This is a genomic window from Mesorhizobium jarvisii (assembly GCF_003601985.1).
Lineage (GTDB): Bacteria > Pseudomonadota > Alphaproteobacteria > Rhizobiales > Rhizobiaceae > Mesorhizobium > Mesorhizobium jarvisii.
The window spans coordinates 770,352-793,309 of sequence record NZ_QZXA01000001.1; the positions used below are offsets into that span (position 1 = coordinate 770,352).

Below are 22,958 nucleotides of genomic sequence, written 5' to 3' on the forward strand. Positions count from 1 at the left end.
GCGCTATGGGCCAAATTCTGCATGGGAGCGCCACAACGACAGAGGCGGTCCGTCGAGCGATACAGCATAGTCAAGAGAGCCTGAGGACGCTGGCCAAGCGCTACGGGATCAACCAGAAGACGGTTGCGAAGTGGAAGAGGCGAGCTTCGGTCGCCGATCTACCGACTGGTCCGAAGGAACCGAGATCGACGGTGCTCTCGATTGAGGAGGAGGCGGTCATTGTCGCTTTCCGCCGCTACACGCTGCTGCCGCTCGACGACTGCCTATATGCGCTTCAGACGACCATCCCGCACCTGACGCGGTCTTCATTGCATCGCTGCCTGCAACGCCATGGCATCGGTCGGCTTGCGGATGTCGAGGGCGACAAACCGGCGAAGAGGAAATTCAAGAGCTACCCGATCGGCTACTTCCACATCGACATTGCCGAGGTCAGGACCGAGCAGGGCAAGCTGCACATGTTCGTCGCTATCGACCGTACCTCGAAGTTCGCCTTCGTCGAGTTGCACGAGAAGGCCCCCACAGCCATCTCTAAAGACTTCCTGCTCCGGCTGATCGCGGCCGTTCCCTACAAGATCCACACTGTGCTTACGGACAATGGCATCCAGTTCACCACCCCCGGTGCCGGTGGCTCGGCCGTGCCGCTGATCAAGGAGGCAATCGCTAATGGCGAGATCTTCCGCGCTCACGCCTTCGAATACGCCTGCGCCAGGAATGACATAAAGCACCGCACGACCAAGGCCAGGCATCCGTGGACCAATGGCGAGGTCGAGAGAATGAACCGGACTATCAAGGACGCCACCGTCAAGCGCTTCTATTACGAGAGCCACGACCAACTCCGCATCCATCTCGCCGACTTCGTCGCAGCCTACAACTTTGCCCGTAGGCTCAAGACCCTCAAAGGTCTCACACCCTACGAGTTCATCTGCAAGGCGTGGGTCTCACAACCGGAAAGGTTCAAACTCAATCCGCTCCAGCAAATGCCGGGACCACCCGGCTGCCTTCGGCCATTCAGTCAGAGCGAGTCGTAAACGGCGTCGATCAACATCTTGCGGCGTGGGTCCATGTCGTCAAAACCCAGCATGCGGTTGGTGACATAGCCGAAACCGACGCCGGCACCGGGATCGGCAAAGCCGATGGCGCCGCCCCAGCCGGTGTGGCCGAACGTTTGCCGCGATGCACGGCCGGCATAGACCGGATCTTCCATCTGATAACCGGCGGCGAAGGCAGTGGGGGCGGCGAAGCTTTCATCCATGCCGCGAACACGCTGACGCGCCGCCGCTTCGATTGCCGCGCGGCCGATCAGTGGATGGCCCTCCCAGACGCCACCGGCTGCCATCATGCCGTAAATACGCGCCAATGCGTGCGCCGTCGACTGGCCATTGCCGCCCGGCACCTCGGCGGCGCGCCAGACGCGGTCGTTGGGGGCCAATGCACGGGGCGCCGGATTGTCGCCTGCGTGGGGAAATGGCGAGGCGCGGACAAATTCGACCCAGTCCGAAGCCCCGGGGCCTTCGATCATCTCGGCGACCCTGGATTCCTCGCGGTCCGGCAGACCGACATGAAAATCGGCTCCGAGCGGGCCTGCTATCTCCTGCGCGATGAAGCGGCCGATGCTTCGCCCGTCGACGCGTCGCAAAACTTCGCCAGCAAGGTGGCCATAGGTAAGCGCGTGATAGATGCAGCGGCTGCCGGGCTCCCATAGGGGCGGCATGGCGGCGAGCGCGTCGACAAAGGGCGTCCACGCGAACATGCCCGCTTCGTCCATCGGCACGGCAAGACCATTCAGCCCGGCCTGGTGCGACATCACCTGGTCAAGCGTGATGCGCTCCTTGCCGCCGGCCGCGAATTCCGGCCAGTAGCGGGCAATGGGTGCGGCATAGTCCAGTCTGCCGCGCTCCACCAACATTGCGATCGCCAGCGCGACGACGCCCTTGGTGGAGGACCAGACATTGATCAGCGTGTCCTGCCGCCACGGACGGGTTCGCGCGGCATCCGCATGACCGCCCCACAGGTCAACAACGGTCTTGCCGTGGACCACGACGGATACGCCTCCGCCATGTTCCAGCCCTTGGGCGAAACACTCGGCGAATGCCGCGCGCACGGCGCCAAAGCGCGGATCGCAGATACCATCCATGTTCATGCGTGAACTCTCACCAGGCTGATATGACGGGAATGCCGCCGTTGACCATTCTGGCTCGGCGGGAACCCGCCAGTCCAGCGAATTGCCGACACTCAAGATCGTCGCCCACATGATGCGACCCGAAAATCATGGCAACCAGGGCAATCGACGGGCCGGCTCAGGCCTACTGCTTCACCGAGGTGGAGGTGCCCCAGGTATCCGACAGCACGTAGCCTTGAGGGTATGGATCCGTCGGATCGAGATAGTAGCTGTGCTCGCCGGTGATCCAGGCCCGGCCGGTGATCTCCGGAACGATCGCCTTGCGCCCGGCGATTTCCGTCAGTTCCACGATCCTGCCGGTGAAGCGTGAGCCGATGATCGATTCATGGATCAACACGTCGCCAACGCCCATCAAGCCGCGCGCCTGCAGCACGGCCATGCGGGCCGAAGTGCCCGTTCCGGTCGGGCTGCGGTCCGAGCGGCCCGGCGAGACGATGCAGGTGTTGCGCGTGACATTGCCCGGTCCCTGGAACGGCATGGCGAACTGGACGATCGACACGCCGCGCACATGGTCGAATTGCGGATGGATGACATCGAGCTGCTCGCGCGCAGCCCGCCTGATCTTCTCGCCGGCCACTGCCAGCTCGCGCGCCTCGTCGGGCGCGACCGAGAAGCCAAGCACCTTGGCATCGACGATGGCGTAGAACATGCCGCCATAGGCGATGTCGACGGTGAGCGTTCCGAGCCCTTCAACCTCGATGTTGGCATCCAGGCGGTCAACAAAGGCCGGCGCGTTGCGCAAGGTGATCGAGACGCATTTGCCGTCGCGGCATTGGGCGCGCACCTCGATGACGCCACCCGGCATGTCGAGCTTGAAGCGCGTCTCGGGCTCCTGCATCGGCACCATGCCGGTCTCCAGCAGCACCGTGGCGACGCAGATCGTGTTGGAACCGGACATCGGAGGATATTCCGTCGGCTCCATGATGATGGCGCCGGCGGCGCAATCCTCGCGCGTCGATGGAACGAGCAGGTTGACGTGGCGCGCGACGCTGCCGCGCGGCTCGCAGATCAGCATGCGCCTGATATGGTCGTGATCGCGCTCCATCGTGATCATCTTGTCCATCATCGTGCGGCCAGCCGGCGGCAGAACACCGCCTATGATGACGTCGCCGACTTCACCTTCGGCATGGCAGCCGACGACACGAATGCTGGTTTTGCTGCGCATTGCTGTTCCTGCGTTTGTCCCTGCCGGCCACGACTATTTTGCTTGGCAAGCCGTGCCGCTTCGGGACAAACTGATCAATCCGCGTGCAAGCCTCAAGGAGAATCCGAAATGACCTCTAATGTTTTTTCCGGCTGCATGCCGGCGTTGATGACCCCGTGCACGCAGGACCGCCAGCCCGACTTCGACGCGCTGGTGCGCAAGGGACGCGAGCTGATCGCGGCCGGCATGTCGGCCGTCGTCTATTGCGGCTCGATGGGAGACTGGCCGCTCCTGACCGACGAGCAGCGCATGGAAGGCGTCGAGCGCCTGGTGAAGGCCGGCGTGCCGGTGATCGTCGGCACCGGCGCGGTCAACACCGCCAAGGCCGTGGCGCACGCGGCGCACGCCCAGAAGGTCGGCGCCCGGGGCCTGATGGTGATCCCGCGTGTTTTGTCGCGCGGGCCTTCGGTGACGGCGCAGCGCCATCACTTCAAGGCAATTCTTGCCGCCGCGCCTGATCTGCCGGCGGTCATCTACAACAGCCCCTATTACGGCTTTGCCACACGTGCGGACCTGTTCTTCGCCCTTCGCGCCGAACATCCGAACCTCGTCGGCTTCAAGGAGTTCGGCGGCCCGTCGGATCTGCGCTACGCGGCGGAAAATATCACCAGCCGCGACGATGAGGTCGCGCTGATGATCGGCGTCGACACCGCCGTCTTCCACGGTTTCGTCAATTGCGGCGCGTCCGGCGCCATCACCGGCATCGGCAACGTGCTGCCGAAGGAGGTGCTGCACCTTGTGGGCTTGAGCCAGGCGGCGGCCAAGGGCGATGCCGAGGCCCGCCAGCGCGCGCTGGAACTGGACGCCGCGCTCGCCGTGCTGTCCTCCTTCGACGAAGGCCCAGACCTTGTGCTCTACTTCAAGCACATGATGGTGCTGAAGGGCGCTCCCGAATACAAGCTGCACTTCAACGAGACGGATGCCCTGACCGACAGCCAGCGCGGCTATGCCGAGGCGCAGCTCAAATTGTTCGACAGCTGGTATGCCCAGTGGTCGAGGCAACCCGGCGTGATCGCAAGGTCCGCAGCCTGACCCGGCAGGCGCGACAGGCGGCCATAGTACGGCCGCCTTTGCATTGCGGGGCTGAGCAGCCGCTGTCTGACTTAGTGCCTGACCATCCCGGCGTCGACATTCAGCGTCTGGCCGGTGATCCAGCGCGCATCGTCGGAGGCCAGGAACGAAACCACGTCGGCGATATGTTCCGGCTGCCCCTTGCCCTTCATCGCCTGCAGCATTTCGACAAAGCCGAACGCCTCGTTGTGCGGGCTCGCCTTGACGCCGTCGCTCTCGATCAGGCCAGGCGTCACCGCGTTCGCCGTGATGTTGTATTTGCCGAGTTCGGTGGCGAGCGCCCGGGTGAAGCCGATGACGCCGCCCTTGGCCGCGACATAGGCCGCCATGTTCGGCGTGCCGGCAAAGAAGGTGTTGGAGGCGATGCTGATCACCCGCCCGGCCTTGCCAGCCGCGCGCATCTGGTCCGTACCCGCGCGGGTGACGATGAAGGTCCCTGTCAGATTGACGTCGATGATCTTGCGCCAATGGTCGAGATCGACGTCGTCCCAGGCGACGAACGGCACGATGCTGGCATTGTTGACCAGGATATCGACGCCTCCGGTCAGTGCCTGGATTTCGGCGAAGAGTGCCTTGACCGAGGCCGGATCGGAAATGTCGGCGGCGATCGCCCTCGCCTTCCCGCCGATCGACACGGCGGCAGCCTTGGCGCCTTCGGCGTTGATGTCGCTGAGGATGACGGTTGCCCCGTCGGCGGCAAGCCGCGCGGCGATCGCCTTGCCAATACCCTGTGCGGCGCCGGTAACCAGGGCCGTCTTTCCCGCAAGCCGTTCAGTCATGAAAATGCTCCCTCAATCCGTATCTGTTGATGTCTGTTCAGGCGTCGGCGTCGATAACGGCCAGCGCCGCCTCGATGCCTTTGCCGATCGCGAGTTTCTGGCCAGCCGCGTTCACGGCGCCGCCAAGTGCCGTCAGCGCCGCGATCGCATAGATCGGCTGCGCCGTCGGCCCCATATGGCCGATCCGCGTCAGCTTCCCCAATGTCTCGCCGCGGCCCGACGAAAACACCACGCCGTAGCGGGCGCGCGCGGCCTGGCGAAGCGCCGTCTCGTCGACACCATCGGGGGTGCGGACGGCGGTGGTGGTCGGCGACGCGATGCTGTCGCTGGCCGCCCAGATCGATAGGCCCATCGCGGTGACGCCCGCGCGCATGGCCTTGGCGGTGAGCGCGTGGCGCGCCCATACAGCCTCAGGCCCCTCATTGAGATAGAGGTCGAGCGCGACGTCGAGCCCGTTGATCTCCGAGACCGACGGCGTGAACGGAAACGGCTTGTCCCTCGACCAGGCAGTTTCCCAGTCGACAATGCTCAGCATCGATGCGCGCGGCGCCAGGGGATTGGCCTTCATCTTGCCCCAGGCCCGCTCGCTGACGCCCATCATTGTGAGGCCGGGAGGGGCACCCAGGCATTTGTTGGGGCCGGTGACATAGATATCGGCCTTGCAATCCTCGGGATGCGTCTTCATGCCGCCAAAGGACGAGACCGCGTCGACGATGAGATAGCCGCCATGTGCCGAAACCAGCGCGCCGATGGCGTCGATCGGGTTGATGGTGCCCGACGGCGTGTCGTGATGACAGACCGACACGATGGTGATCTCCGGATGCGCCTTGAGCATGTCGGCGACCGCCTGCGGATCGATAGCCTCATTGTAGGGCACTTCAATCTCGAGCAGATGCGGCGAGTACCGCTTCGCCCAGTAGCCAAAGCCCTTGCCGTAGACGCCCGAGGCAAGATTGAGCACGACATCGTCGGGCGCGATCAGCGACGCCGCCGCCGCTTCGAGGCCGAGCACCGGTTCGCCATGCAGGATGACCGGCTTGTTCGACAGCCGCATCGCCTTCTGCGCCTTGTCGACCACACCCTCGTAGAAGAGCTGGAACGCAGGATCATAGTCGTAGAGCACCGTGCGGCCGAGGCCGCGCAGCACTTCTGGATAGGCGTTTACCGGACCCGCGGTCAGGGTGATGACCGGATCGGCATGATCGGAATAGCGCATGGTGTTGTCTCCGGATTGGCGGCGGTCAGCCGTAGAATTGCGTGCCGGTCCTGTAGGTCTTGAAGTTTTCCATGTCGTGCGAGTACATCAGCTCGGCGCCATGGTCCTCGGCGAGCTTCTTCACCTTGCGCATCGAATTGACGCCTGCCACCGGGTCGATGTGGAAGGCAGCCTGGCACAGCGTCTCCAGGCTCTTCTGGGTGTAGGCGGCGTCGATGGTGAACATGATCGGCTTGCGCTTGGGGAACTCGACCAGCAGGCTGTAGTGGCCGATCGAATGGCCGGGCGTCGAGATCAGCTTGACGCCCTTGGCGAGATCGACGTCGCCGTCGATGCCCTCGAAGGTCGAGTTGGCGCGCGTCGTGCCTTCCAGCAGTTGCGCCGTCGCGCCTCGCGCTTCGGCGGCCTCCGCCGAGAAGCTCAGGTCCGAATAGCCGAGATGTTCGAAAGGCTGCGGATTGCAGGCCTGCGGCACCTCCGAGCGATGGCAGATCTTCTTGGCATGCGGAAAATACTTGTTGCCGCCGCAATGGTCGAAATGGAAATGCGAGTTGACGACGACGTCGATATCCTTCGGCTCGAGGCCGAGCAGCGCAAGCGCGCCGGGGATGGTCTGGTGCTTTTCCTGGATCGGCTTCTCGAAGGGCAGCACCTTCATGACGTGATCGTAGTCGTAGCCGGTGTCGATCAGGAACCGGCCCTCGGCATGCTCGATCAGGATCGAATAGACGGGGAAGCGCACTTCGCCGCCAGGGCCTCGGTTCCAGAACACGTGGTAGCCGTCGAGAACGAGCGAGCCGCCGTCGAGCAGGTAGACTTTGGTATCCGACATTCTTGCCTCCTGTTTGGCGCGGGTCCCTTCCGCGCATCTGATTGTGGTCAGCGCGCGCCGCGCTCGTATGGAATGCCTAGTGCCGCCGGCAGGCTGGCACGCCGGCCAAACAGCACCAGCATGATCATCACCGCCAGGAACGGCAGCATCTGGATGACGTCGGTCGGTATGTTGATGCCCGCCACCTGCATAGCCGTTGTCAGCGACAGGCAGACGCCGAACAGCAGGGCGCCGAACAGCACCCAGACCGGACGGCCGCGCGCCAGCATGGCCAGCACGATGCCGAGAAAGCCGGCGCCATTGGTGATGAACGGAATGAACAGGCCCGCACCGACATTGGCGAGATAGGCGCCGCCGAGCCCGGCCAGCGCACCGGTCGTCAGCACCGCGATGGTCCGGGTCCTGATGACGTCGATGCCGGCGACGTCGAGTGCTGCCGGCTTGTCGCCCGCTGCCTGCAGATTGAGGCCGAGCTGCGTGCGCCGATAGAGGTAGCCCATGCCGAACACCAGCGCGACCGCCAGATAGACGATCAGATGATGTTTGAAGAAGGCGGGTCCGATGACAGGAATATCCGACAGCAGCGGAATGATGGTGGCGTCCGCCGCCGGCAGGCGGGGATAGCTGCGCGAGAACTGGAAATGATGAAGCAGCGCCGTCAGACCTTCGAGACCGAGCGTCAACGCGATGCCGATGACGATCTGGTTGAGCCCGATGCGCACGCACAGCAGCGCCATGATCATCGCCACGGCGACACCGCCGGCGGCACCGGTAAGGAACCCCAGCCACAGCGACCCGGAATAGAAGGCGCCGACAAAGCCGAGATAGGCGCCGGCCAGCATCATGCCTTCGATGCCGATGTTGAGCACGCCGGCTTTTTCCGACATCTGCTCGCCGAGGCCGGCCAGCAGCAGCGGGATGGCGGCGGTGACGGCGCCGAACAGCAGCGCGCTGAGAAAGACTTCGCTGAAGAGCCCGGTCATGCCCTAAGCCTTTCTCGACTGGTTGTAGCGATGGTCGACATATTCGGCGAGCGCGAGCACGATCAGCACGATGGAGACCAGCACCAGCGTGAAATGGTTGGGCACGCCAAGCCGCCGCGCCGCGCTTTCGCCGCCGATCGACAGCACCGAAAGCAGGAACACGAAACCGATAGCGGCAAAGCCGTTCATGCGGGCGAGGAACACGGCTGGAATGACGGCAAGCCCGTAAGCGGGATTCCAGTCGGCGCGGACATTGCCCTGGACGCCGATGATGTCGACAGCGCCGGCAAGGCCGGCCAGCCCGGCCGAAATGGCGAAGACGGTGACGGTCAGGCCAGACACGCCGAGCCCCGCGTGGACCGCGGCGCGCGGATTGGCGCCGACGATCCGCAATTTCAGCCCGAACGCCGTGCGCGTCATCACCAGATGCACGATGATGATTGCCGCCAGGCCGAGCAGCAGGCCGCTGGTGATGGTCGTTTCGAACAGGCGCGGCAGCCTGTCTTCCACCGGCAACGTACGCGTCTGCGGCACGGTCGTGCTGGGGTCGCGAAACATGAGCTTGACCAGCACATTTGCGAGCGAGGTGCCCAGGAACGTCATCATCAGCGTGGTGATGATCTCGTTGACGCCCTGATAGGCACGCAGCAGAGCTGGGATCAGCGACCAGATCATCGCCACCGCCATGGCGATGAGGAACGAAAAGGTCAGCGCCAGCCAGGATGGCATGATCTGAACGAGTACGGGCGCGCTGGCCGCCGCCGTCACCGCGCCAAGCAGGAACTGGCCGTCGCCACCGAGATTCCACATGCCCGCGCGAAAGGCGACGATGAGGCCGGCGGCAAGAAACAGCAGCGGCGCCATCCGCGTCAGCGTCTGCTGGATACCGAGCGGGGAGAACAGTCCTTTCTCCAGCACGAAACCGTAATAGGCGAGCGGGTCGACGCCGACGGCAAGCAGGATGCAGCCAGCTATGATGAGGGCGATGAGGATCGGGCCGAGCGTCATCAGCAGCCGATGCAGGATGTCGCGGCGCGTCGCCGTCCCGCTCGTGGCATCGAGCGCGGTGGCACTGGCCGTGGGGGCGGTGTCGATGCTCATGCGGCAAGTCCGATCATCAGGCGGCCGATCCTGGTGCGGGCATCGTCGGTGTTCTCGACCGTGCCGACGAGCGCTCCGTTGGCGATGACGGCGAGGCGGTCGCACATAGCAAGCAACTCCTCGAGGTCGGTGGAAATGAGCAGCACGGCAAGGCCGCGGGCCGCCGTATCGCGGATGCGCTGGCGCGATGCCAAAGTATTGGCGAGATCGAGTCCATAGGTCGGCTTGTTGAAGATCACCACCTTGGCGCCCTCTGCCAGTTCGCGTGCCAGAAGCACTTTCTGGATGTTGCCGCCCGACAGCCGGGCGACCGGCGTCTTCAGGCTTGGCGTGCGCACGTCGTATTCGCGCACGAGCTGGGCGGCGCGCTCGTCGATCTCGCCACGCTGCTCGACGCCGTGGCGCCAGAACGGGGCAGCGCCGACCTGCTTGAGGAAAAAGTTGATCGAGACCGGGAAGGTGCCGACAGTGCCTTCGCCGAGCCGGTCGTCGGTCAGGTAGCGCAGACCGCGCCGGCGGCGTTCGCCGACGCTCAGCGCCTCGATGGCGACGCCCTCCAGCCGCACCGAACCGCCTGTCGCGGCGCGCTGGCCGGCCAGCGCTTCGGCAAGCTGCTTCTGACCGTTGCCGTCGATGCCGGCGATGCCGAGGATCTCGCCCGGGCGGATGTCGAAGGAGATCGACGACAGGCCGGGCGCATTGTCCGTCGGCGCGACCGCCAGATCCGCGACCTGGAGCAACGGCGCCGCTTCGGCCTGGACTGTACGGACCGGACGCTCGACGGCTTCCGGATCGTCCTTCTGCTTGCCGAACATCAATTCCACGATCTCCGAGATGATGGCCTGCTCGCCCAGCGCGCGAAACCGCTCGGGTGGGATCTCGCCGACCTTGCGGCCGAGCTTCAGCACCGAGATGCGGTCGCCGAAGGCCGCCGCCTCCTTGAGCTTGTGGGTGATGAAGACGATGGCCAGACCCTGCTCGACAAGGCGGCGCATCAGTGCGCCCAGTTCGTCGATGCCTTTCGGCGTCAGCATGGAGGTGGACTCGTCCAGGATCAGCAGTCGGCTGTTGCGCACCATGGCGCGCAGGATTTCGACCTGCTGCTGCTCGCCGAGCGAAAGCTCCGACACCTTGGCATGCAGCTTCACAGTGATGCCGAGACGGCGGGTGATCTCGGCGACGCGCGCCTCAAGCTCCTCGGTCCTGGGGCGTTGCCACCAGGGCCCGCCAAGCAACAGGTTTTCCGCCACCGTCAGCGTCGGCACCAGCATCATGTGCTGGAAGACAGTGCCGATGCCCAGCGCCAGCGCATGGCGCGGCGATGTGATCGGCGTTGGCTTGCCGTCGACCAATATGCGCCCTTCGTCCGGCTGCTGCAGGCCAGACAGCATGCCGATCAACGTCGATTTTCCCGCGCCGTTCTCGCCGAGCAGCACATGCACCTCGCCGGGACGGATCGACAGGTCGACGCTGTCATTGGCGACAATGCCGGGAAACCGCTTGGTCACGCCCTCAAGCGCGACGATGTCGCGGCCGGCAACGGACGATGAAAAAGAACCGCTCATGAAAGCCTGCACCAAGAAAATGGTAATCGGCCGGAGAGGCGAACGGATCACCCCTCCGGCAGCTAACCCGTGATCGCCTTACTGGGCGACGCTGGTCATCAGCGCCCTTACGGCGGCCGCGTCATAGACCGGATCGACCTTGATCTTGCCGGAAATGACGTCTTCGCGCAGCGTCTGGATTTCCGCCCAGACATTGTCCGGAATGGCGGCGGTTTTCAGCAGCTTCACCGAGTCGTCCTTGAGGCCGATCGTATAGTGCTTGGTGCCGAACGTGTCGGCCTTGATGTCGGCGATCATCGCCGCATAGACCGGCTCGATGTTCCACACCACCGACGACAGCAGGAAGCCCTTGTCGATCGGCGATTTGTCACCGATGACGTCGATGAAATAGACCTTGCCGCCATCTGCTGCCTTGGTCGTCTCGACCGCCTGCAGCATGCCGAAGCTCGAACCGTTGCCCTGGCCGAAGATGATGTCGGCGCCCGACGCGATCACGCTTTCGGTGACCCGCTTGCCGCCGGCCGCATCGCTGTAGGCGGCCGGTCCGATCACCGCATAGGTGATCTTGACGTCCGGGTTTTCCGCCTTCACGCCTTGCGCGAACGCCGCCGACTGCGAATTCCATGATGGCGGTTCGCCCGAGACGACGATGCCGACCGACTTGGAACGCGACATCTTGGCGGCGAGACGGCCGGCGAGATAGGCGCCCTGGTGGCCACTCAGCGTGTAGTCGGCGACGAGGCCCTTCTCCAGGCCGTTCGGCGTGTCGACGATCGCCACCGGAACCTTCAACTCCTTGGCGATTTCAGGCGCCGAGGTGTTGTAGCCGCTGGCGTGGGCGATCAGCAGGCTGGCACCGTCTGACGCAAGTTCCCGCAGGGTCGGACGAACGTCGCCATAGCCGAGGCCCTGGGCCACGACCACTTCGACGCCGGCGGCCTTGCCAGCCGCCTTGGCGGCGTCGATGCCTTGCTGGTTCCAGCCGTAATCAGTGCCTTCTTCGGGTGTCAGGATGGCGATCGACTTGACTTCGCCAGCAAGCGCGCCACCCATCAAGATACCAATCAGTATAACTGCACTTACGCTGCTTTTAAGAATCTTTAACATGTTACCCTCTCTGTTGATTTGCCAATCAATATTCTTATTGTTATTGCGCAGAAGCGAGGTAGACTGCCTGATAAAGTTTACCATTGGAGTTCAGGCAAAGTGAAGATTCGTTATGTTCTCCCTGTCGCGCTGGCGTTCACATCCTTCGCCAACGCGGTCGAGTTGCACCATGTCATCGTCCGCAAGGGCACCGACGGGCTCGACATGGTGCCGTTGACGATTTCGAATGCGAGCAAGGAAGGGCTGTCCTGCAATGCCGACTTCGCCCACTGGTATTCGGCCGGGATCGCGACGGTCGAGCCGGGCAAGAGCGCCCGCGTCGAGCTCTGGTTCGACGCCAAGACCGGCACGTTCACGATCCTCAACGACAAGCGCGAGAACCTGCCGGTCGAGCGGCTGTGGTGCGGCCTGTCGGGCCGCGCATATGCCACACGGGTGCAGATCACGCTTGACCGCAACGACGCGGCCAAGGGAGCGCGCGCCGTGTCCTGCGGCGTGGAGCGGGACACGCTGGCGTGCCGGTAGGCGCTCATCGATCCGTTGGCCCGCGACATAGCGCGGCCTACTCCTTGGCCAGGAATTTGTCGGTGAAGACGTCGTCCGCCGACAGGGCCGCCTTGAGCACGCCCTGATCGGTGAGCGTCTTCAACGTTTCCTCCCACTGCCTCTTCGTCATCCAGCCGAGGCCGTGTTCCTTGGTGTCCGGACTGGTGAAGGTCGACGCGATGTCGGCGTTGATCTGCGCCAGAAGCACGTCTTTCTTGTCGGCGTATCCGGGTGCGGCCTTGGCGGTGATCTCAGCTGCCTCTTCGGGGTGTGCCACGACATAGTCGAAGGCCTCCCTGTACGCCTTGACGAAGCGGGCGACGATTTCGGGCTTGTCCTTGATCATCTTCTGCGAGGTGAACAGGCCTGAGCCATAGGCCTTCCAGCCATGGTCAGAACCCATCATGATGCTGAGCGAACCGGGACCGCCGGCCTTGGCCTCAAGTTCGGGAACCTCGGCGTCGACATAGCCGACCACCGTCTGGACCCGTCCCAGAAGCAGGTAGCTTTCATAGGGCGGCGAGACGCTGTTCAGCGTCATGTCCTTCTCGGTCAGGCCATTGGCCGCCAGGAAGCCCTTGAAGAAGATGTAGGTCGAACCGGCCGGATGAATGCCGATGGTGAGACCCTTCAGATCCGCCGGCTTGGTGAGCTTCATCGTCTTCGCCAGCGAGATGATCGCCAGGGGCGAGTGCTGGTTGACGGCCGCCAGCGCCACGACGGGAACATTCTGCGACCGCGCGACGGCGAGCGTGGGAAGATCGCCGAAACCGAAATCCGCGTTCTCATTGCCCACCAGCCGCATGGCGTCCGGCGAGCCCGACCCCTTGCGGATCTCGGCGACGTCGATGTCGTTCTTGGCGAAGAAGCCTTTCTCCTTGCCGACGAAGAACATGGCGTGGTTGCCGCGCACCACCCAGTCGAGCTGGACGTTGACCTTGTCGGCCGCCAGGGCCACGCTGGAGAAGCCGAGTGTCCCGACACACGCCGCAAGCGCGGCTGCCTTGATGAGTGAGCGTCTGAGCATTTTTGTTCCCTTTTTCGTTTGTTGAGAGCGGACCTAGGACTGGCTGAATTTCGGCGCCCATGGCACCACGATGCGTTCGAGAATTTCGGCCGCGTAGTAGAAGGCGATGCCCAGCACCGAAACGAGGAGCAGGGCAGCGAAGACCAGCGCGGTATCGAGCTGGGTCGAGGCGAACTGGATGACGTAGCCGAGCCCGTCCGAGGCGCCGGCGAATTCGCCGACGATGGCGCCGATGACGCTGAGCGTCGCGGCGATCTTGGTGCCGGCCATCAGGTTGGGCAGCGAATGCGGAACGCGGATCCTGAACAGGATCTGCGTGCGGCTGGCGCCGACCGAATTCATCAGCGACAGCAGCGAACGATCGACCGACTGCATTCCCGCCAGCATCGACAAGGTCACCGGGAAGAAGGCGATGACCAGGATCAGGCCGATCTTGGGCGCGAGCCCATAGCCGAACCAGAGGATGAAGATCGGTGCCAGCGCCACCTTGGGCACATTTTGGAACAGCACCACCAGCGGATAGAGCGCTCGCCCCAGCCAGTCGAAGCGTACGATGACCAAGGCGATGGCAATGCCGACCACGACAGAGACAAGGAATCCGAACAGGATCTCGCCCGCCGTCACCAGCGTCGCCTGCATCAGCGTTCCCCATTGCGCGACCAGCGATTGCGCGATCTCGGACGGAGCGGGAATGATGAAGGCGGATATCGCGAAAATCCGCACCACGGCTTCCCACACCACGATCGTCGCCAGCAGAAGGATGACCGCGGGAAGCCAGCTGCCGGTCGCTGCGCCCCAGCTTGAGGCAAACCGCGACTCGGGCCTCGACTCGGAGAAATTGGTGACGGGTTGATCGCTCATGATGCGTCTCCCGGTTGATGGCTGGCGCGCAGCATGGTGCGCAGTTGAACCACGAGCCTGACGAACTCCGGATCCTCTGTGACCGTCAGGTCGCGCGGATAGGGCAGACCAATGTCGAGGCTTTCGGTGATCCGCCCAGGCTTGATCCCCAGCACGTGGACATGGCGCGACAGGTGAATGGCCTCATCTATCGAATGGGTGACGAGCACGATGGTCTTGCCGGTGCGCTGCCAGATCTCCAGCAGCGACTGGCCCATCGCATCGCGGGTAATGGCGTCGAGCGCGCCGAACGGCTCGTCCATCAGCAGCACCGCCGGATCGAGCGCCAGGGCCCGCGCGATGGCGACGCGCTGGCGCATGCCGCCGGACAATTCATGGGGGCGCTTGTGGGCACTGTCGCCCAACCCCACCAGTTCCAGCATCTCCTGGCCGCGCCCGCGCAACTCAGCGCGCGAGAGCGACTTGTCGGCGATACTGAGCAGCATCGATGCGTTGTCGACGGCGTTCTTCCAGGGAAGCAAATTGGCGTCCTGGAAGACGAGGCCGATCATGCGCTTGCGCGCCGCTTCGACCGGCGAAAGCCCAGCGATCGAAACGCTGCCGCTCGTCGGATTGACAAGCCCGGCCAGGACCTTGAGCAAGGTGCTCTTGCCGCAGCCGGACGGACCAATAAGGGACACAAACGACCCCTTCGGCACCGAAAGATCGATATTCTGCAGAACCAGCTGCTTGGCCATGACCACCGACACACCCTTGGCGGAGATCAGGTCGTCATGGCGGATATGGGCCGGCCGGCCGCCGGCCGCTCGAATGGTTTCAACGCGCATGGCTTGCCACCTCATGCACTGCCGTCAGTCTCGACCGCACCGTCCAGTCCCCGACGGCATGCCTGTCTTTGTGAGCTCGATAAACCATTGGCTACTCCCGGCCTTCCAGGATGCGTCGCACCGCGACGAGTTTGCGCGCCCTTTCGCCTTGCAGCGCCTTGGTCTGCTCGGGCGTATAGGAGAACATGCCCTCGCCCGACTTGATGCCGAACTTCGACGCGTTGGTCTTTTCCAGCACCATGGGCGCGACATCGCCGCGATTGGAGAGATCGGCGTTGAGGAAGGACGAGACGGACTTGTAGATATCCAGCCCCGCCATATCGAGCAGAGCCATCGGCCCGATCACGGCGATCTTGTAGCCGATGCCCCAGGACACGCAGGTGTCGAGATCTTCCGGATCGATGACGCCTCGCTCGACGAGGTCGACCGCCTCGCGCAGCAGCGCATAGAGCACGCGGTTTTCGACGAAGCCTGGAACATCCTTCTTCACCACCACCGGCAGCAAACCTATCGAGCGGATGAGGTCGCGGATCGTCGCCACGGTTTGCGGCGCGGTCTTCTCGCCGGCGATCACCTCGATCATCGGGATGATGTGCGGCGGGTTCGACCAGTGCATGCCGACCATCCGCTCGGGATGCGAGATATGCGCCTGCAGCTTGGTGATCGGGATACCCGACGTGTCGGACGCGACGATCGTATCCGGGCCGATCAGGCCGTCGACGGTGCGATAGACATCGGCCTTGACCGAAATGTTTTCAGGAACGTTCTCGATGACGAGGTCGGCGCCGGATATCGCATCGCCGATATCGTCGGTGAAGCGAACCGTCCCGACGCCGGCCGACGGTGGCGCGATGCCCAAGGCGTCCAGAACGGTCTCGGCCACGCTCAGCATGGATCGCGCGCGCTCGATCGCTGCCGGGGCAACATCGTAGGCGACCACCTGCAGGCCGCCTCTGGCGAGCCGGGCGGCCATGCCCGGCCCCATCGTACCCAGGCCGATGATGGCGATATTTCGGATCATTGCACTGCCCTGCTTTCTTTTGAGCTCGCGATGAGGTCGGCGGCCTTTTCGGCAATCATGATCACTGCCGCGTTGATGTTTCCGCAGACCAGGTCGGGCATGACGGAAGCGTCCACCACTCTAAGCCGGTCGACGCCGCGAACCCGCAATTGCGGGTCGACGACCGAGGCCGCATCGGCCCCCATCCGGCAGGTCCCGGCCGGGTGATGCACGGTGATGGAGGTCTTGCGGATATGCTCGTCGATCTCGTCGTCGCTCTGGCACTTCGGACCGGGAAAGAACTCCGCCTCGATGAAGGGCTGCATGGAGGGCTGCGCGGCCAGATCCCTTGCCACCCGGAAACCGGCCCGCAGCGACTCCCAATCCTTCGGCGAGGCGAGGAAATTCTGGTGGATCAGGGGCGCCGCGGAAGGATCGGCCGAGGCCAGTTTCACGGCTCCGCGGCTTTCGGGCTGTGTCGCCACGATGCGCGTTGCGAAGCCGTCCGCAAACGGCGCCTTGAACGGCTTGAAGTATGGCCATGCCGCAAGCGGCGCCGCCGTGAAGAGCAATTGCACGTCCGGCAATGGTCGCGCCGGGCCGCTCTTGAGGAAGGCGACGACACCGCCGGGCACGTCGCCCGAAAAACCGCGTCCCGTGAGGTAGGTCTTGACGAAATCGAAGCCGATGCGATCGGCACGCATGTTGCGCAGGAAAGGGCCGCCCGGAGCCCGGCGCCGGTACATGAGGATGACCGAGACGTGATCCTGCAGGTTCTTGCCGACCGCCGACAGATTGACCCGCGTCTGGATACCGTGCGCGGCAAGCTCATCCTGCGCCCCGATACCCGACAGCATCATCAGTTGCGGCGTGTTGATCACGCCGCCGGCAAGCAGCACTTCCTTGCGGGCGAGAACCGTACGTTCGCCACCGCGATGGTTGATGATGACGCCGGTTGCGCGCGCACCCTCCAGTACGATCCTGGTTGCGTTCGCTTCCGTCAGAACGGTCAGATTGGGCCGCTTCAGCACCGGCCGCAGATAGGCTGACGCGGTCGAGGCGCGCCGACCTTTCGAAATCGTCATCTGGAGGCGGCCGAACCCTTCCTGCCGCTCGCCATTGTAGTCCTTCGTCTGCGCATAGCCTGCCTGCACGCTGGCTTGCGCGAAGGCGTCGATCAGCGTGTCCTTGTAGCGGCAGAACTGGGTGCTGACCGGGCCGGCGCCGCCGCGATACTGGTCCTCGCCCCCTTCCCAGCTTTCCTGCTTGCGGAAATACGGCAGCACCTTGTCGTACGACCAGTCGCTGAGACCTGTCGCCGCCCAACGATCGTAGTCCCCGCGATTGCCGCGCACATAGGCCATGGCGTTGGTCGACGATGATCCGCCAATGACCTTTCCGCGCGCACACTCGACCCTGCGCCCGCCTACATTGTCTTCCGGCTCGCAGAAATACATCCAGTCATGGCGGCGCTCGGTCAGGATCTTGCCCCATCCAAGCGGAATGTGGATCATCGGATCGCGGTCCCAGCCGCCGGCCTCCAGCAGCAGCACCGAACATCTCGGATCGGCGCTCAGCCGGTTGGCGAGCACGCAACCGGCCGATCCGGCTCCAACGATGATGTAATCGTAACTTTCCGCGTGCGGCATGGTTTCATTGCTTTCGTCCGACGCCCCGGCGCCAGAGAACTAGTGCGATTGAGGCTGGGAAGTCCTGGCCGACACCAGGCTTCCCAGCTGATGTTCAAAGCCTGATGGACATCAGGCGAGGCCTGCTTGCCTGAGGCGCTGCGACCAGTGGTTCCATCCTCGATCGATCTGGGCGCCGACGAGTTTTCCTGCCGTCTTGATCTCGCCCGGCGACAGGTATTTGACATTGCCGATCTTCAAGCCGGCGGTGAGCGCTGCTGCTTCCTGCTCGAGATAGAAGGCCCGGAAGACGACCTCCCGCACGGAGTTGCCTACATTGACGACGCCATGCCGCGCCATGAGAACCACGGTCTGGCTGCCGAGACTCTCGGCGATATCAGCGCAAACGTCTGGGCTGCCGCCGAAGAGATCCGTTTCGTCGCCGTGTTTGTCGCGAATCTCGTAGACCGGGACCGACTCGCCGATAAAAGCTCCCATGTGGGTGACCGGCCGAAGCGGCGTGTCGACGAAGCAGTACGGCAGGACAGCCGGAGAATGGGTGTGGAGTACACACTGAACGTCGGGCCGCGTTTTGTAGATCTCGCTGTGGATGTACCGCTCGAGATAGGACGGCCGGTTGTCCGAGGTCTCGCCATCCAGATTGAAGCGTTGGATGTCGTCGACGGTGATCAAGCTAGGGGCCAGTTTCTGCGCCAGGAAGAAACTAGCGGGATCCTCGGGGTCACGGGCACTGATATGCCCGAACGTATCCATGATGCCTTCGTTCAAAAGGATCTTGGTCGCTGTGACCAGCTCTTCGAAGACCTTCCGACGCACTGGGCTGTTGTCTGTCATTTCCAATTCTCCCATTGCGGCGATGGCGACCATTCTTGTTGTTGTTATCGGTCGCCAGGGCCGCGGATTTCACTTGTTTTCGTAGATGCCGACGATCCGGTTCTGCTCGATGATGTTGCCGGCGTATTTCTGCAGGAACTCCTCCCTGGTGGGCGTCCCGTCGACCTTCGTGTCCAGGGCATAGACCCAGAAATAGTAGTGATGCTCTCCATGGCCAGCGGGCGGCTGGGGTCCGTAATATTGCTTGCCGCCGGCGCCGTTGGGTCCCACGCGGAACTTTTCCTGTGCTCCAGAAAGATCCGTCGTCGACGGATCGATGCCGTAAACTACCCAATGCGTGAAGCCATTGGGCAGGGGCGCGTCGGGATCGTGGCAGATGACCGCAAGCTCTTTCGTCCCTGCCGGGACGCCGCTGACCCTAAGCTTGGGCAATACGTTGCCCTTGTCGCCGGCATGCTCGTCGCGCATTTTACCGAGCGGCTGGAAATCCGCTGACGTAATCTTGAGGTCCTTGATGTTCAGGGGCATGGAATTCGTCCTTCCGTAATTTCGATCGAGCTAGGCGCCGGCCTTGAGGTCGGCGACAGATTTGCCGCCGACGCGCTGGTGCACGCGCGGACCCGATGCGACGGCGACGCAGATCAGAAGTTCGTCCGGGCGCGGGGCATCCGGCACGCAAAAGGTGACGGCATCGTAGTGGGAACGGATGTAGAGCTCGTCCTTGTGGGCAAGCGGGATATCGATGGTCGTGCCGGCGACAGCGACCTTGCTGACCGAGGAGATCCAGGCCTTGCCGCCCCCCACCTGCTGGCGCAGCGGATCTCCGAACACCGTGGTGATGCAGGCGACGACATGTTCCTGTTCGCCTGATGTACCCGCGATACCGCCCTTGCCATAGCTTTCGACCGGCCTGTTGCCGAGCAGCGCCACCGCCCTCTCGCCGAGCGCATGACCGATCGCTGCACTCGGATTGGTCAGATCGGACAGTTCGGCGACGAACTTTCCGGCGAAGGGATTGCGTATGACAACGCCAGTCGCGACTTTGACGAGGGTTTCGCCAGGCGTGCCACCGTCATGCCGGCTTTCCTGGACCGAGGAATACCATCCCCTGACATCATAATCTCTTTCGACTTCACTGGAATAGTTCATCTTTATCTCCTGAAAGGCGCGCGCTGTTTCCGCACGCACCGATTAATTCGTTGACCGGCTCGCCCGACGCTACTGCGGCCACGAGTAGACACGGCGCAGCGGGTCGTAGCGGGCGGCTTCCAGCGCCGCCGGCGTGAACATGTTTCCCTTCGAGAGCGAGCGGTTCGCCGCATAGTCGCCAGACAGGGCCTGGCAGCGATCGGTGATCGGGCGAATGCGCGTCTCCCAAGCGACCAGCGCATCCTCGACCAAAGCGCCCTCCTCCAGGTCCTGCGACAGGCTGAAGGCGTTGACCATCCCGCAACCGGCGCCCTGGGCAAGAGCCGGGCACATGGCATGCGCGGCATCCCCGACAAGGGCGACCTTGCCTCTTGTCCAGCTATCCAGCTTGGTCGTTTCGTACTTGTCGTACCTGGCGGTTTTCAGCTTGGCCGCCTCGACCAGGCATGGCTCCAGGAAAGGAAACATCTCGACCCAGACTTCGAGATCGATCGGAACGCTCGATCCACGAGGATCGGCGGCCGGAGCCATCAAGCCGAGGTAGAGCTCATTCTCATTGCAGGGCGAATAGAGAATCCGCTGAACACGCGGCCAGAAGTTCCACATGTCGATGGTATTGTCCCACTCGCCATGACCGAGCTCTTTCTTCATGCGCGGGACAATCAGCCGGATGAGGCCATCTTTCGAAACCCAGCGATCCTGTTTGAAGCCGATGGAATCCCTGACCTTGGAACCAACGCCATCGGCGCCAACGATCAGGTCGGCTTCGAGAACCTCGCCGGTCTGGAGCGTCAGGCGCCCTTCCGGGTCGGCGGCGACCGCCTCGGAATTGACGCGGATGTCGACGCCCAAGGCGCGGGCCCGGTTGACCAGGGCATCGTGCAGGTGGCTGCGGGTCATGATGCGCCATGGGAGACCGTTGAACGTCTCCTTGGAAACCGACTTGTTGTGCATCCAGGTCTCGTAGGTCGGAGGCGTGTGCGAGCCCTGGAGAACATCGTCCAAGGCGCCCAGCCCTTCGAGCACGCGAAGGCCATTGTGCCAGAGATAGATGCCCGCGCCGAATGCCCGCAGTTCCGAGCTCTTTTCGTGCAGCCTGACATCCCAACCCTTCTGCTTGAGAGCGATGGCGGCTGTCAGCCCGGCAAAGCCGCCGCCGGCTACCTCGGCACGACGCGTTTTACCCGGAGTTTTGTTTAGATTGGCCATTTTCTATCCTGATGCTGCGTGCAAGAAGACGGCGCTTGGCCGTCAGGCGTCTATGAAGTTGGTGATGGCTTTCAACGTGATCTCGGGAGATACCTCGTTGACGTAGTGGTCGGCGCCCGGAACGACGACGACAGGCAGATCGGGCCGCAGTCGGCTTGTCTTCGCCAGCGCCGCCGCCGAAACCAGCTTGCTCGCCTCACCCCGAACGATGAGGACGGGCTTCGTCACGTCTCGGTAGGCGGGTACTAGATCCGATCGCAGGCCCTTGGCGGTCTGCGCCATGGCCGCGGGCGATGCCAATGGACGCAATCCGCCGTCGACCGGCTGATAGCCGCTTTCAGCCCTGATCCTGATGGCGTCGGCGGGAATGTTCGGATAGCGGCCGGCTAGGTATGCTTCGACGGCCTTCACATCCTCGAAAAGCTGGCTCCCCGCGTTCACGCGCGCTTCCAAGGCGTCCAAGGCGTCGGTCTCGATGTAGGGCGTAAAGTCGATCGCAACGACCGACCGCACCAGATCCGGGTATTTCGTCGCGGCCGTGACGGAGTTTCGAGCACCAAGCGAATGTCCGACGAGGATGGCACGGCCGCGATCGAGCGTGCGTATTAGGCCGGCGATGTCGTCCGCGTAGTCATTCGCCTCGTAGCCGGTTTCCGGCTTGTCGCTGAGGCCATGCCCCCTCTGATCAACCGCAATCGTCGTAAACCGGTCCGAAAGCCGGATCATCAACGGTTCGAAGACGGCGGAGTTGGAGGTGATGCCGTGGAAGAACAGCATCAAGGGACCGCTGCCCTTCTCGCGCACGTTCAAGGTGACGCGGCCAATGTCGACGCGTCGCGAGATGAAGTGGTCGGAAGCTATGTCTGCCGCCATGTCCATGATCCCTGGATCCTCGCTTCGCTGCGCGTCTCCTGCAAAAGGATCATACAGACCGGGGTCACGTCAAGCCGATTGTCTGACAATCTTCATATTTGACAATCTGGCTATCCTGCTGTCAAATTTACGCGGCGTGGCGTATGCTGCTTCAGTTTTGCGACTCAAAGGCCATGAGACGTTACCGATGCCCCCAGATTTGAATTTGCGAATTTCGCCACGGACCGTGCAACGGGAAACCGTCGACAAGTTACGGCTGGCCATCTTCTCCGGTTTGTTCCAGCCGGGAAGCCGCCTCATCGAAAGCCAACTGTGCACACAACTCGGCATCAGCCGCCCCTCGCTGAGGGAGGCTTTGCGCAGTCTTGAGGCGGAACGCCTGATCGAGATCGTGCCCAACCGCGGGCCGTCGATACCGGCGCTTTCGTGGGAGGTGGCAACCGCCATCTACGAGGTTCGAGAGTTGCTGGAAGTCGAGGCAGCAGGACGATGCGCGTTAAGGATTTCCCCGGAACAGTTGCGTGAACTCGAGAAATCGCTTTCCGCTTTCGAAGAGGCGGCATCCAGCAATGACAGCCTGGCGCAGGTCATGACCGCCGCGGATTTCTATTCGATCATACTGGCGAATTGCGGCAACCCGATCCTGGAGGAAGTCCATCGCGGTCTGGTGGCCAGGATCAGCTTCTTTCGAGGACGATCGATGTCCCTGGAGGGCAGAGCACAAAGCAGCCTGGCGGAGATGAGGGAGATATTCGAATCCATCGCCGCCGGCGACGAGAAGGCCGCCCGCAAAGCCTCCAAACAGCATGTCTTGAGGGCGAAAGCGGCAGCGAAGATATCCATGGACAACGGGATTTGAGGTCTTCGATGGACTGTCGTTCCGCCTGAAGACTCGAAGTCCTTCATGACGTTTCGGATCGGCCGAACGCGGATTCGTGCGCGGGCC

Annotated in this window: 23 protein-coding genes; 4 read left to right on the top strand and 19 right to left on the bottom strand. The window is 63.2% G+C overall.

What is annotated here, in order from left to right; translation table 11 throughout:
- Window positions 1-5: 5 nt before the first annotated feature.
- On the top strand, window positions 6-1,028 hold the full coding sequence (locus tag D3242_RS03675) for an IS481 family transposase (protein ID WP_064986379.1): 1,023 nt from the start codon (window positions 6-8) through the stop codon (window positions 1,026-1,028).
- Here D3242_RS03675 and D3242_RS03680 read toward each other — a convergent pair.
- Complete coding sequence (locus tag D3242_RS03680) at window positions 1,013-2,140, bottom strand: serine hydrolase domain-containing protein (RefSeq protein ID WP_038644841.1); 1,128 nt, start codon at window positions 2,138-2,140, stop codon at window positions 1,013-1,015. The genes D3242_RS03675 and D3242_RS03680 overlap by 16 nt on opposite strands.
- Window positions 2,141-2,303: 163 nt before the next feature.
- Complete coding sequence (locus tag D3242_RS03685; RefSeq protein WP_064986378.1) at window positions 2,304-3,344, bottom strand: proline racemase family protein; 1,041 nt, start codon at window positions 3,342-3,344, stop codon at window positions 2,304-2,306.
- Window positions 3,345-3,452: 108 nt separating this feature from the next.
- Between D3242_RS03685 and D3242_RS03690 the strand changes: the two genes are divergently transcribed.
- Complete coding sequence (locus D3242_RS03690; protein ID WP_019860081.1) at window positions 3,453-4,415, top strand: dihydrodipicolinate synthase family protein; 963 nt, start codon at window positions 3,453-3,455, stop codon at window positions 4,413-4,415.
- Window positions 4,416-4,486: 71 nt separating this feature from the next.
- Here the strand turns inward: D3242_RS03690 and pldH are convergent, their stop codons facing one another.
- From pldH to D3242_RS03725, 7 genes are all read right to left on the bottom strand, one after another.
- Window positions 4,487-5,233: a pyridoxal 4-dehydrogenase, SDR-type gene (gene pldH / locus D3242_RS03695; protein WP_064986367.1), complete on the bottom strand. Its 747-nt coding sequence runs from the start codon at window positions 5,231-5,233 to the stop codon at window positions 4,487-4,489.
- A 37-nt stretch (window positions 5,234-5,270) separates the two neighbouring features.
- Complete coding sequence (ppaT, locus tag D3242_RS03700; RefSeq protein ID WP_019860083.1) at window positions 5,271-6,449, bottom strand: pyridoxamine--pyruvate transaminase; 1,179 nt, start codon at window positions 6,447-6,449, stop codon at window positions 5,271-5,273.
- A gap of 25 nt (window positions 6,450-6,474) precedes the next feature.
- Window positions 6,475-7,281, bottom strand: a complete 807-nt coding sequence (pldA, locus tag D3242_RS03705) for a 4-pyridoxolactonase (protein WP_019860084.1) — start codon at window positions 7,279-7,281, stop codon at window positions 6,475-6,477.
- A gap of 47 nt (window positions 7,282-7,328) precedes the next feature.
- Entirely contained in the window at window positions 7,329-8,264 is a 936-nt protein-coding gene (locus D3242_RS03710) for a putative B6 ABC transporter permease subunit 1 (protein ID WP_019860085.1), read from the bottom strand.
- 3 nt (window positions 8,265-8,267) lie between these two features.
- Complete coding sequence (locus D3242_RS03715) at window positions 8,268-9,365, bottom strand: putative B6 ABC transporter permease subunit 2 (protein ID WP_064986365.1); 1,098 nt, start codon at window positions 9,363-9,365, stop codon at window positions 8,268-8,270.
- Window positions 9,362-10,930, bottom strand: a complete 1,569-nt coding sequence (locus tag D3242_RS03720; RefSeq protein ID WP_064986498.1) for a putative B6 ABC transporter ATP-binding protein — start codon at window positions 10,928-10,930, stop codon at window positions 9,362-9,364. Before D3242_RS03720 ends, D3242_RS03715 begins: the two co-directional genes overlap by 4 nt.
- 78 nt (window positions 10,931-11,008) lie before the next feature.
- Window positions 11,009-11,983 (bottom strand): putative B6 ABC transporter substrate-binding protein, encoded by a 975-nt coding sequence (locus tag D3242_RS03725; RefSeq protein WP_223217880.1) that lies wholly within the window; start codon window positions 11,981-11,983, stop codon window positions 11,009-11,011.
- A gap of 153 nt (window positions 11,984-12,136) precedes the next feature.
- Here D3242_RS03725 and D3242_RS03730 point away from each other — a divergent pair, with 153 nt between their 5' ends.
- On the top strand, window positions 12,137-12,562 hold the full coding sequence (locus tag D3242_RS03730; RefSeq protein ID WP_027047190.1) for a hypothetical protein: 426 nt from the start codon (window positions 12,137-12,139) through the stop codon (window positions 12,560-12,562).
- A gap of 37 nt (window positions 12,563-12,599) precedes the next feature.
- Here D3242_RS03730 and D3242_RS03735 read toward each other — a convergent pair whose 3' ends face one another.
- From D3242_RS03735 to D3242_RS03780, 10 genes are all read right to left on the bottom strand, one after another.
- Window positions 12,600-13,610, bottom strand: coding sequence for an ABC transporter substrate-binding protein (locus D3242_RS03735; protein WP_064986362.1), 1,011 nt, complete (start codon window positions 13,608-13,610; stop codon window positions 12,600-12,602).
- A gap of 33 nt (window positions 13,611-13,643) precedes the next feature.
- Window positions 13,644-14,471 (bottom strand): ABC transporter permease, encoded by an 828-nt coding sequence (locus tag D3242_RS03740; protein ID WP_019860091.1) that lies wholly within the window; start codon window positions 14,469-14,471, stop codon window positions 13,644-13,646.
- Window positions 14,468-15,298 (bottom strand): ABC transporter ATP-binding protein, encoded by an 831-nt coding sequence (locus D3242_RS03745; RefSeq protein ID WP_019860092.1) that lies wholly within the window; start codon window positions 15,296-15,298, stop codon window positions 14,468-14,470. Before D3242_RS03745 ends, D3242_RS03740 begins: the two co-directional genes overlap by 4 nt.
- A gap of 91 nt (window positions 15,299-15,389) precedes the next feature.
- Entirely contained in the window at window positions 15,390-16,319 is a 930-nt protein-coding gene (fhmpcd1, locus tag D3242_RS03750; RefSeq protein WP_019860093.1) for a 5-formyl-3-hydroxy-2-methylpyridine 4-carboxylate 5-dehydrogenase, read from the bottom strand.
- The gene (locus D3242_RS03755; RefSeq protein ID WP_064986360.1) at window positions 16,316-17,947 is read right to left on the bottom strand and encodes a GMC family oxidoreductase; all 1,632 of its coding nucleotides are present in this window, start codon (window positions 17,945-17,947) and stop codon (window positions 16,316-16,318) included. The genes fhmpcd1 and D3242_RS03755 overlap by 4 nt, the downstream gene beginning before the upstream one ends.
- 111 nt (window positions 17,948-18,058) lie before the next feature.
- Window positions 18,059-18,781, bottom strand: a complete 723-nt coding sequence (locus tag D3242_RS03760) for a class II aldolase/adducin family protein (protein ID WP_027047192.1) — start codon at window positions 18,779-18,781, stop codon at window positions 18,059-18,061.
- A gap of 69 nt (window positions 18,782-18,850) precedes the next feature.
- Window positions 18,851-19,309 (bottom strand): YbhB/YbcL family Raf kinase inhibitor-like protein, encoded by a 459-nt coding sequence (locus D3242_RS03765; RefSeq protein WP_019860098.1) that lies wholly within the window; start codon window positions 19,307-19,309, stop codon window positions 18,851-18,853.
- A 30-nt stretch (window positions 19,310-19,339) separates the two neighbouring features.
- Window positions 19,340-19,930: an amino acid synthesis family protein gene (locus tag D3242_RS03770; protein ID WP_019860099.1), complete on the bottom strand. Its 591-nt coding sequence runs from the start codon at window positions 19,928-19,930 to the stop codon at window positions 19,340-19,342.
- A 69-nt stretch (window positions 19,931-19,999) separates the two neighbouring features.
- Window positions 20,000-21,139: an FAD-dependent oxidoreductase gene (locus tag D3242_RS03775; RefSeq protein WP_064986358.1), complete on the bottom strand. Its 1,140-nt coding sequence runs from the start codon at window positions 21,137-21,139 to the stop codon at window positions 20,000-20,002.
- 42 nt (window positions 21,140-21,181) lie between these two features.
- Window positions 21,182-22,018 carry a 2-(acetamidomethylene)succinate hydrolase gene (locus D3242_RS03780; RefSeq protein WP_064986356.1) on the bottom strand — a complete coding sequence of 279 codons (837 nt, stop codon included), beginning with the start codon at window positions 22,016-22,018 and terminating at the stop codon, window positions 21,182-21,184.
- Window positions 22,019-22,199: 181 nt separating this feature from the next.
- Between D3242_RS03780 and D3242_RS03785 the strand changes: the two genes are divergently transcribed.
- Window positions 22,200-22,871: a GntR family transcriptional regulator gene (locus tag D3242_RS03785; protein ID WP_010914325.1), complete on the top strand. Its 672-nt coding sequence runs from the start codon at window positions 22,200-22,202 to the stop codon at window positions 22,869-22,871.
- Window positions 22,872-22,958 lie beyond the last annotated feature (87 nt).

Excerpts from the sequence above, each read along its gene's own strand:
- D3242_RS03675 (WP_064986379.1), top strand. The coding sequence starts at position 6 with ATGGGCCAAATTCTGCATGGGAGCGCCACAACGACAGAGGCGGTCCGT.
- D3242_RS03680 (WP_038644841.1), bottom strand. The coding sequence starts at position 2,140 with ATGAACATGGATGGTATCTGCGATCCGCGCTTTGGCGCCGTGCGCGCG.
- D3242_RS03685 (WP_064986378.1), bottom strand. The coding sequence starts at position 3,344 with ATGCGCAGCAAAACCAGCATTCGTGTCGTCGGCTGCCATGCCGAAGGT.
- D3242_RS03690 (WP_019860081.1), top strand. The coding sequence starts at position 3,453 with ATGACCTCTAATGTTTTTTCCGGCTGCATGCCGGCGTTGATGACCCCG.
- pldH (WP_064986367.1), bottom strand. The coding sequence starts at position 5,233 with ATGACTGAACGGCTTGCGGGAAAGACGGCCCTGGTTACCGGCGCCGCA.
- ppaT (WP_019860083.1), bottom strand. The coding sequence starts at position 6,449 with ATGCGCTATTCCGATCATGCCGATCCGGTCATCACCCTGACCGCGGGT.
- pldA (WP_019860084.1), bottom strand. The coding sequence starts at position 7,281 with ATGTCGGATACCAAAGTCTACCTGCTCGACGGCGGCTCGCTCGTTCTC.
- D3242_RS03710 (WP_019860085.1), bottom strand. The coding sequence starts at position 8,264 with ATGACCGGGCTCTTCAGCGAAGTCTTTCTCAGCGCGCTGCTGTTCGGC.
- D3242_RS03715 (WP_064986365.1), bottom strand. The coding sequence starts at position 9,365 with ATGAGCATCGACACCGCCCCCACGGCCAGTGCCACCGCGCTCGATGCC.
- D3242_RS03720 (WP_064986498.1), bottom strand. The coding sequence starts at position 10,930 with ATGAGCGGTTCTTTTTCATCGTCCGTTGCCGGCCGCGACATCGTCGCG.
- D3242_RS03725 (WP_223217880.1), bottom strand. The coding sequence starts at position 11,983 with ATGGGTGGCGCGCTTGCTGGCGAAGTCAAGTCGATCGCCATCCTGACA.
- D3242_RS03735 (WP_064986362.1), bottom strand. The coding sequence starts at position 13,610 with ATGCTCAGACGCTCACTCATCAAGGCAGCCGCGCTTGCGGCGTGTGTC.
- D3242_RS03740 (WP_019860091.1), bottom strand. The coding sequence starts at position 14,471 with ATGAGCGATCAACCCGTCACCAATTTCTCCGAGTCGAGGCCCGAGTCG.
- D3242_RS03745 (WP_019860092.1), bottom strand. The coding sequence starts at position 15,298 with ATGCGCGTTGAAACCATTCGAGCGGCCGGCGGCCGGCCGGCCCATATC.
- fhmpcd1 (WP_019860093.1), bottom strand. The coding sequence starts at position 16,319 with ATGATCCGAAATATCGCCATCATCGGCCTGGGTACGATGGGGCCGGGC.
- D3242_RS03755 (WP_064986360.1), bottom strand. The coding sequence starts at position 17,947 with ATGCCGCACGCGGAAAGTTACGATTACATCATCGTTGGAGCCGGATCG.
- D3242_RS03760 (WP_027047192.1), bottom strand. The coding sequence starts at position 18,781 with ATGACAGACAACAGCCCAGTGCGTCGGAAGGTCTTCGAAGAGCTGGTC.
- D3242_RS03765 (WP_019860098.1), bottom strand. The coding sequence starts at position 19,309 with ATGCCCCTGAACATCAAGGACCTCAAGATTACGTCAGCGGATTTCCAG.
- D3242_RS03770 (WP_019860099.1), bottom strand. The coding sequence starts at position 19,930 with ATGAACTATTCCAGTGAAGTCGAAAGAGATTATGATGTCAGGGGATGG.
- D3242_RS03775 (WP_064986358.1), bottom strand. The coding sequence starts at position 21,139 with ATGGCCAATCTAAACAAAACTCCGGGTAAAACGCGTCGTGCCGAGGTA.
- D3242_RS03780 (WP_064986356.1), bottom strand. The coding sequence starts at position 22,018 with ATGGACATGGCGGCAGACATAGCTTCCGACCACTTCATCTCGCGACGC.
- D3242_RS03785 (WP_010914325.1), top strand. The coding sequence starts at position 22,200 with ATGCCCCCAGATTTGAATTTGCGAATTTCGCCACGGACCGTGCAACGG.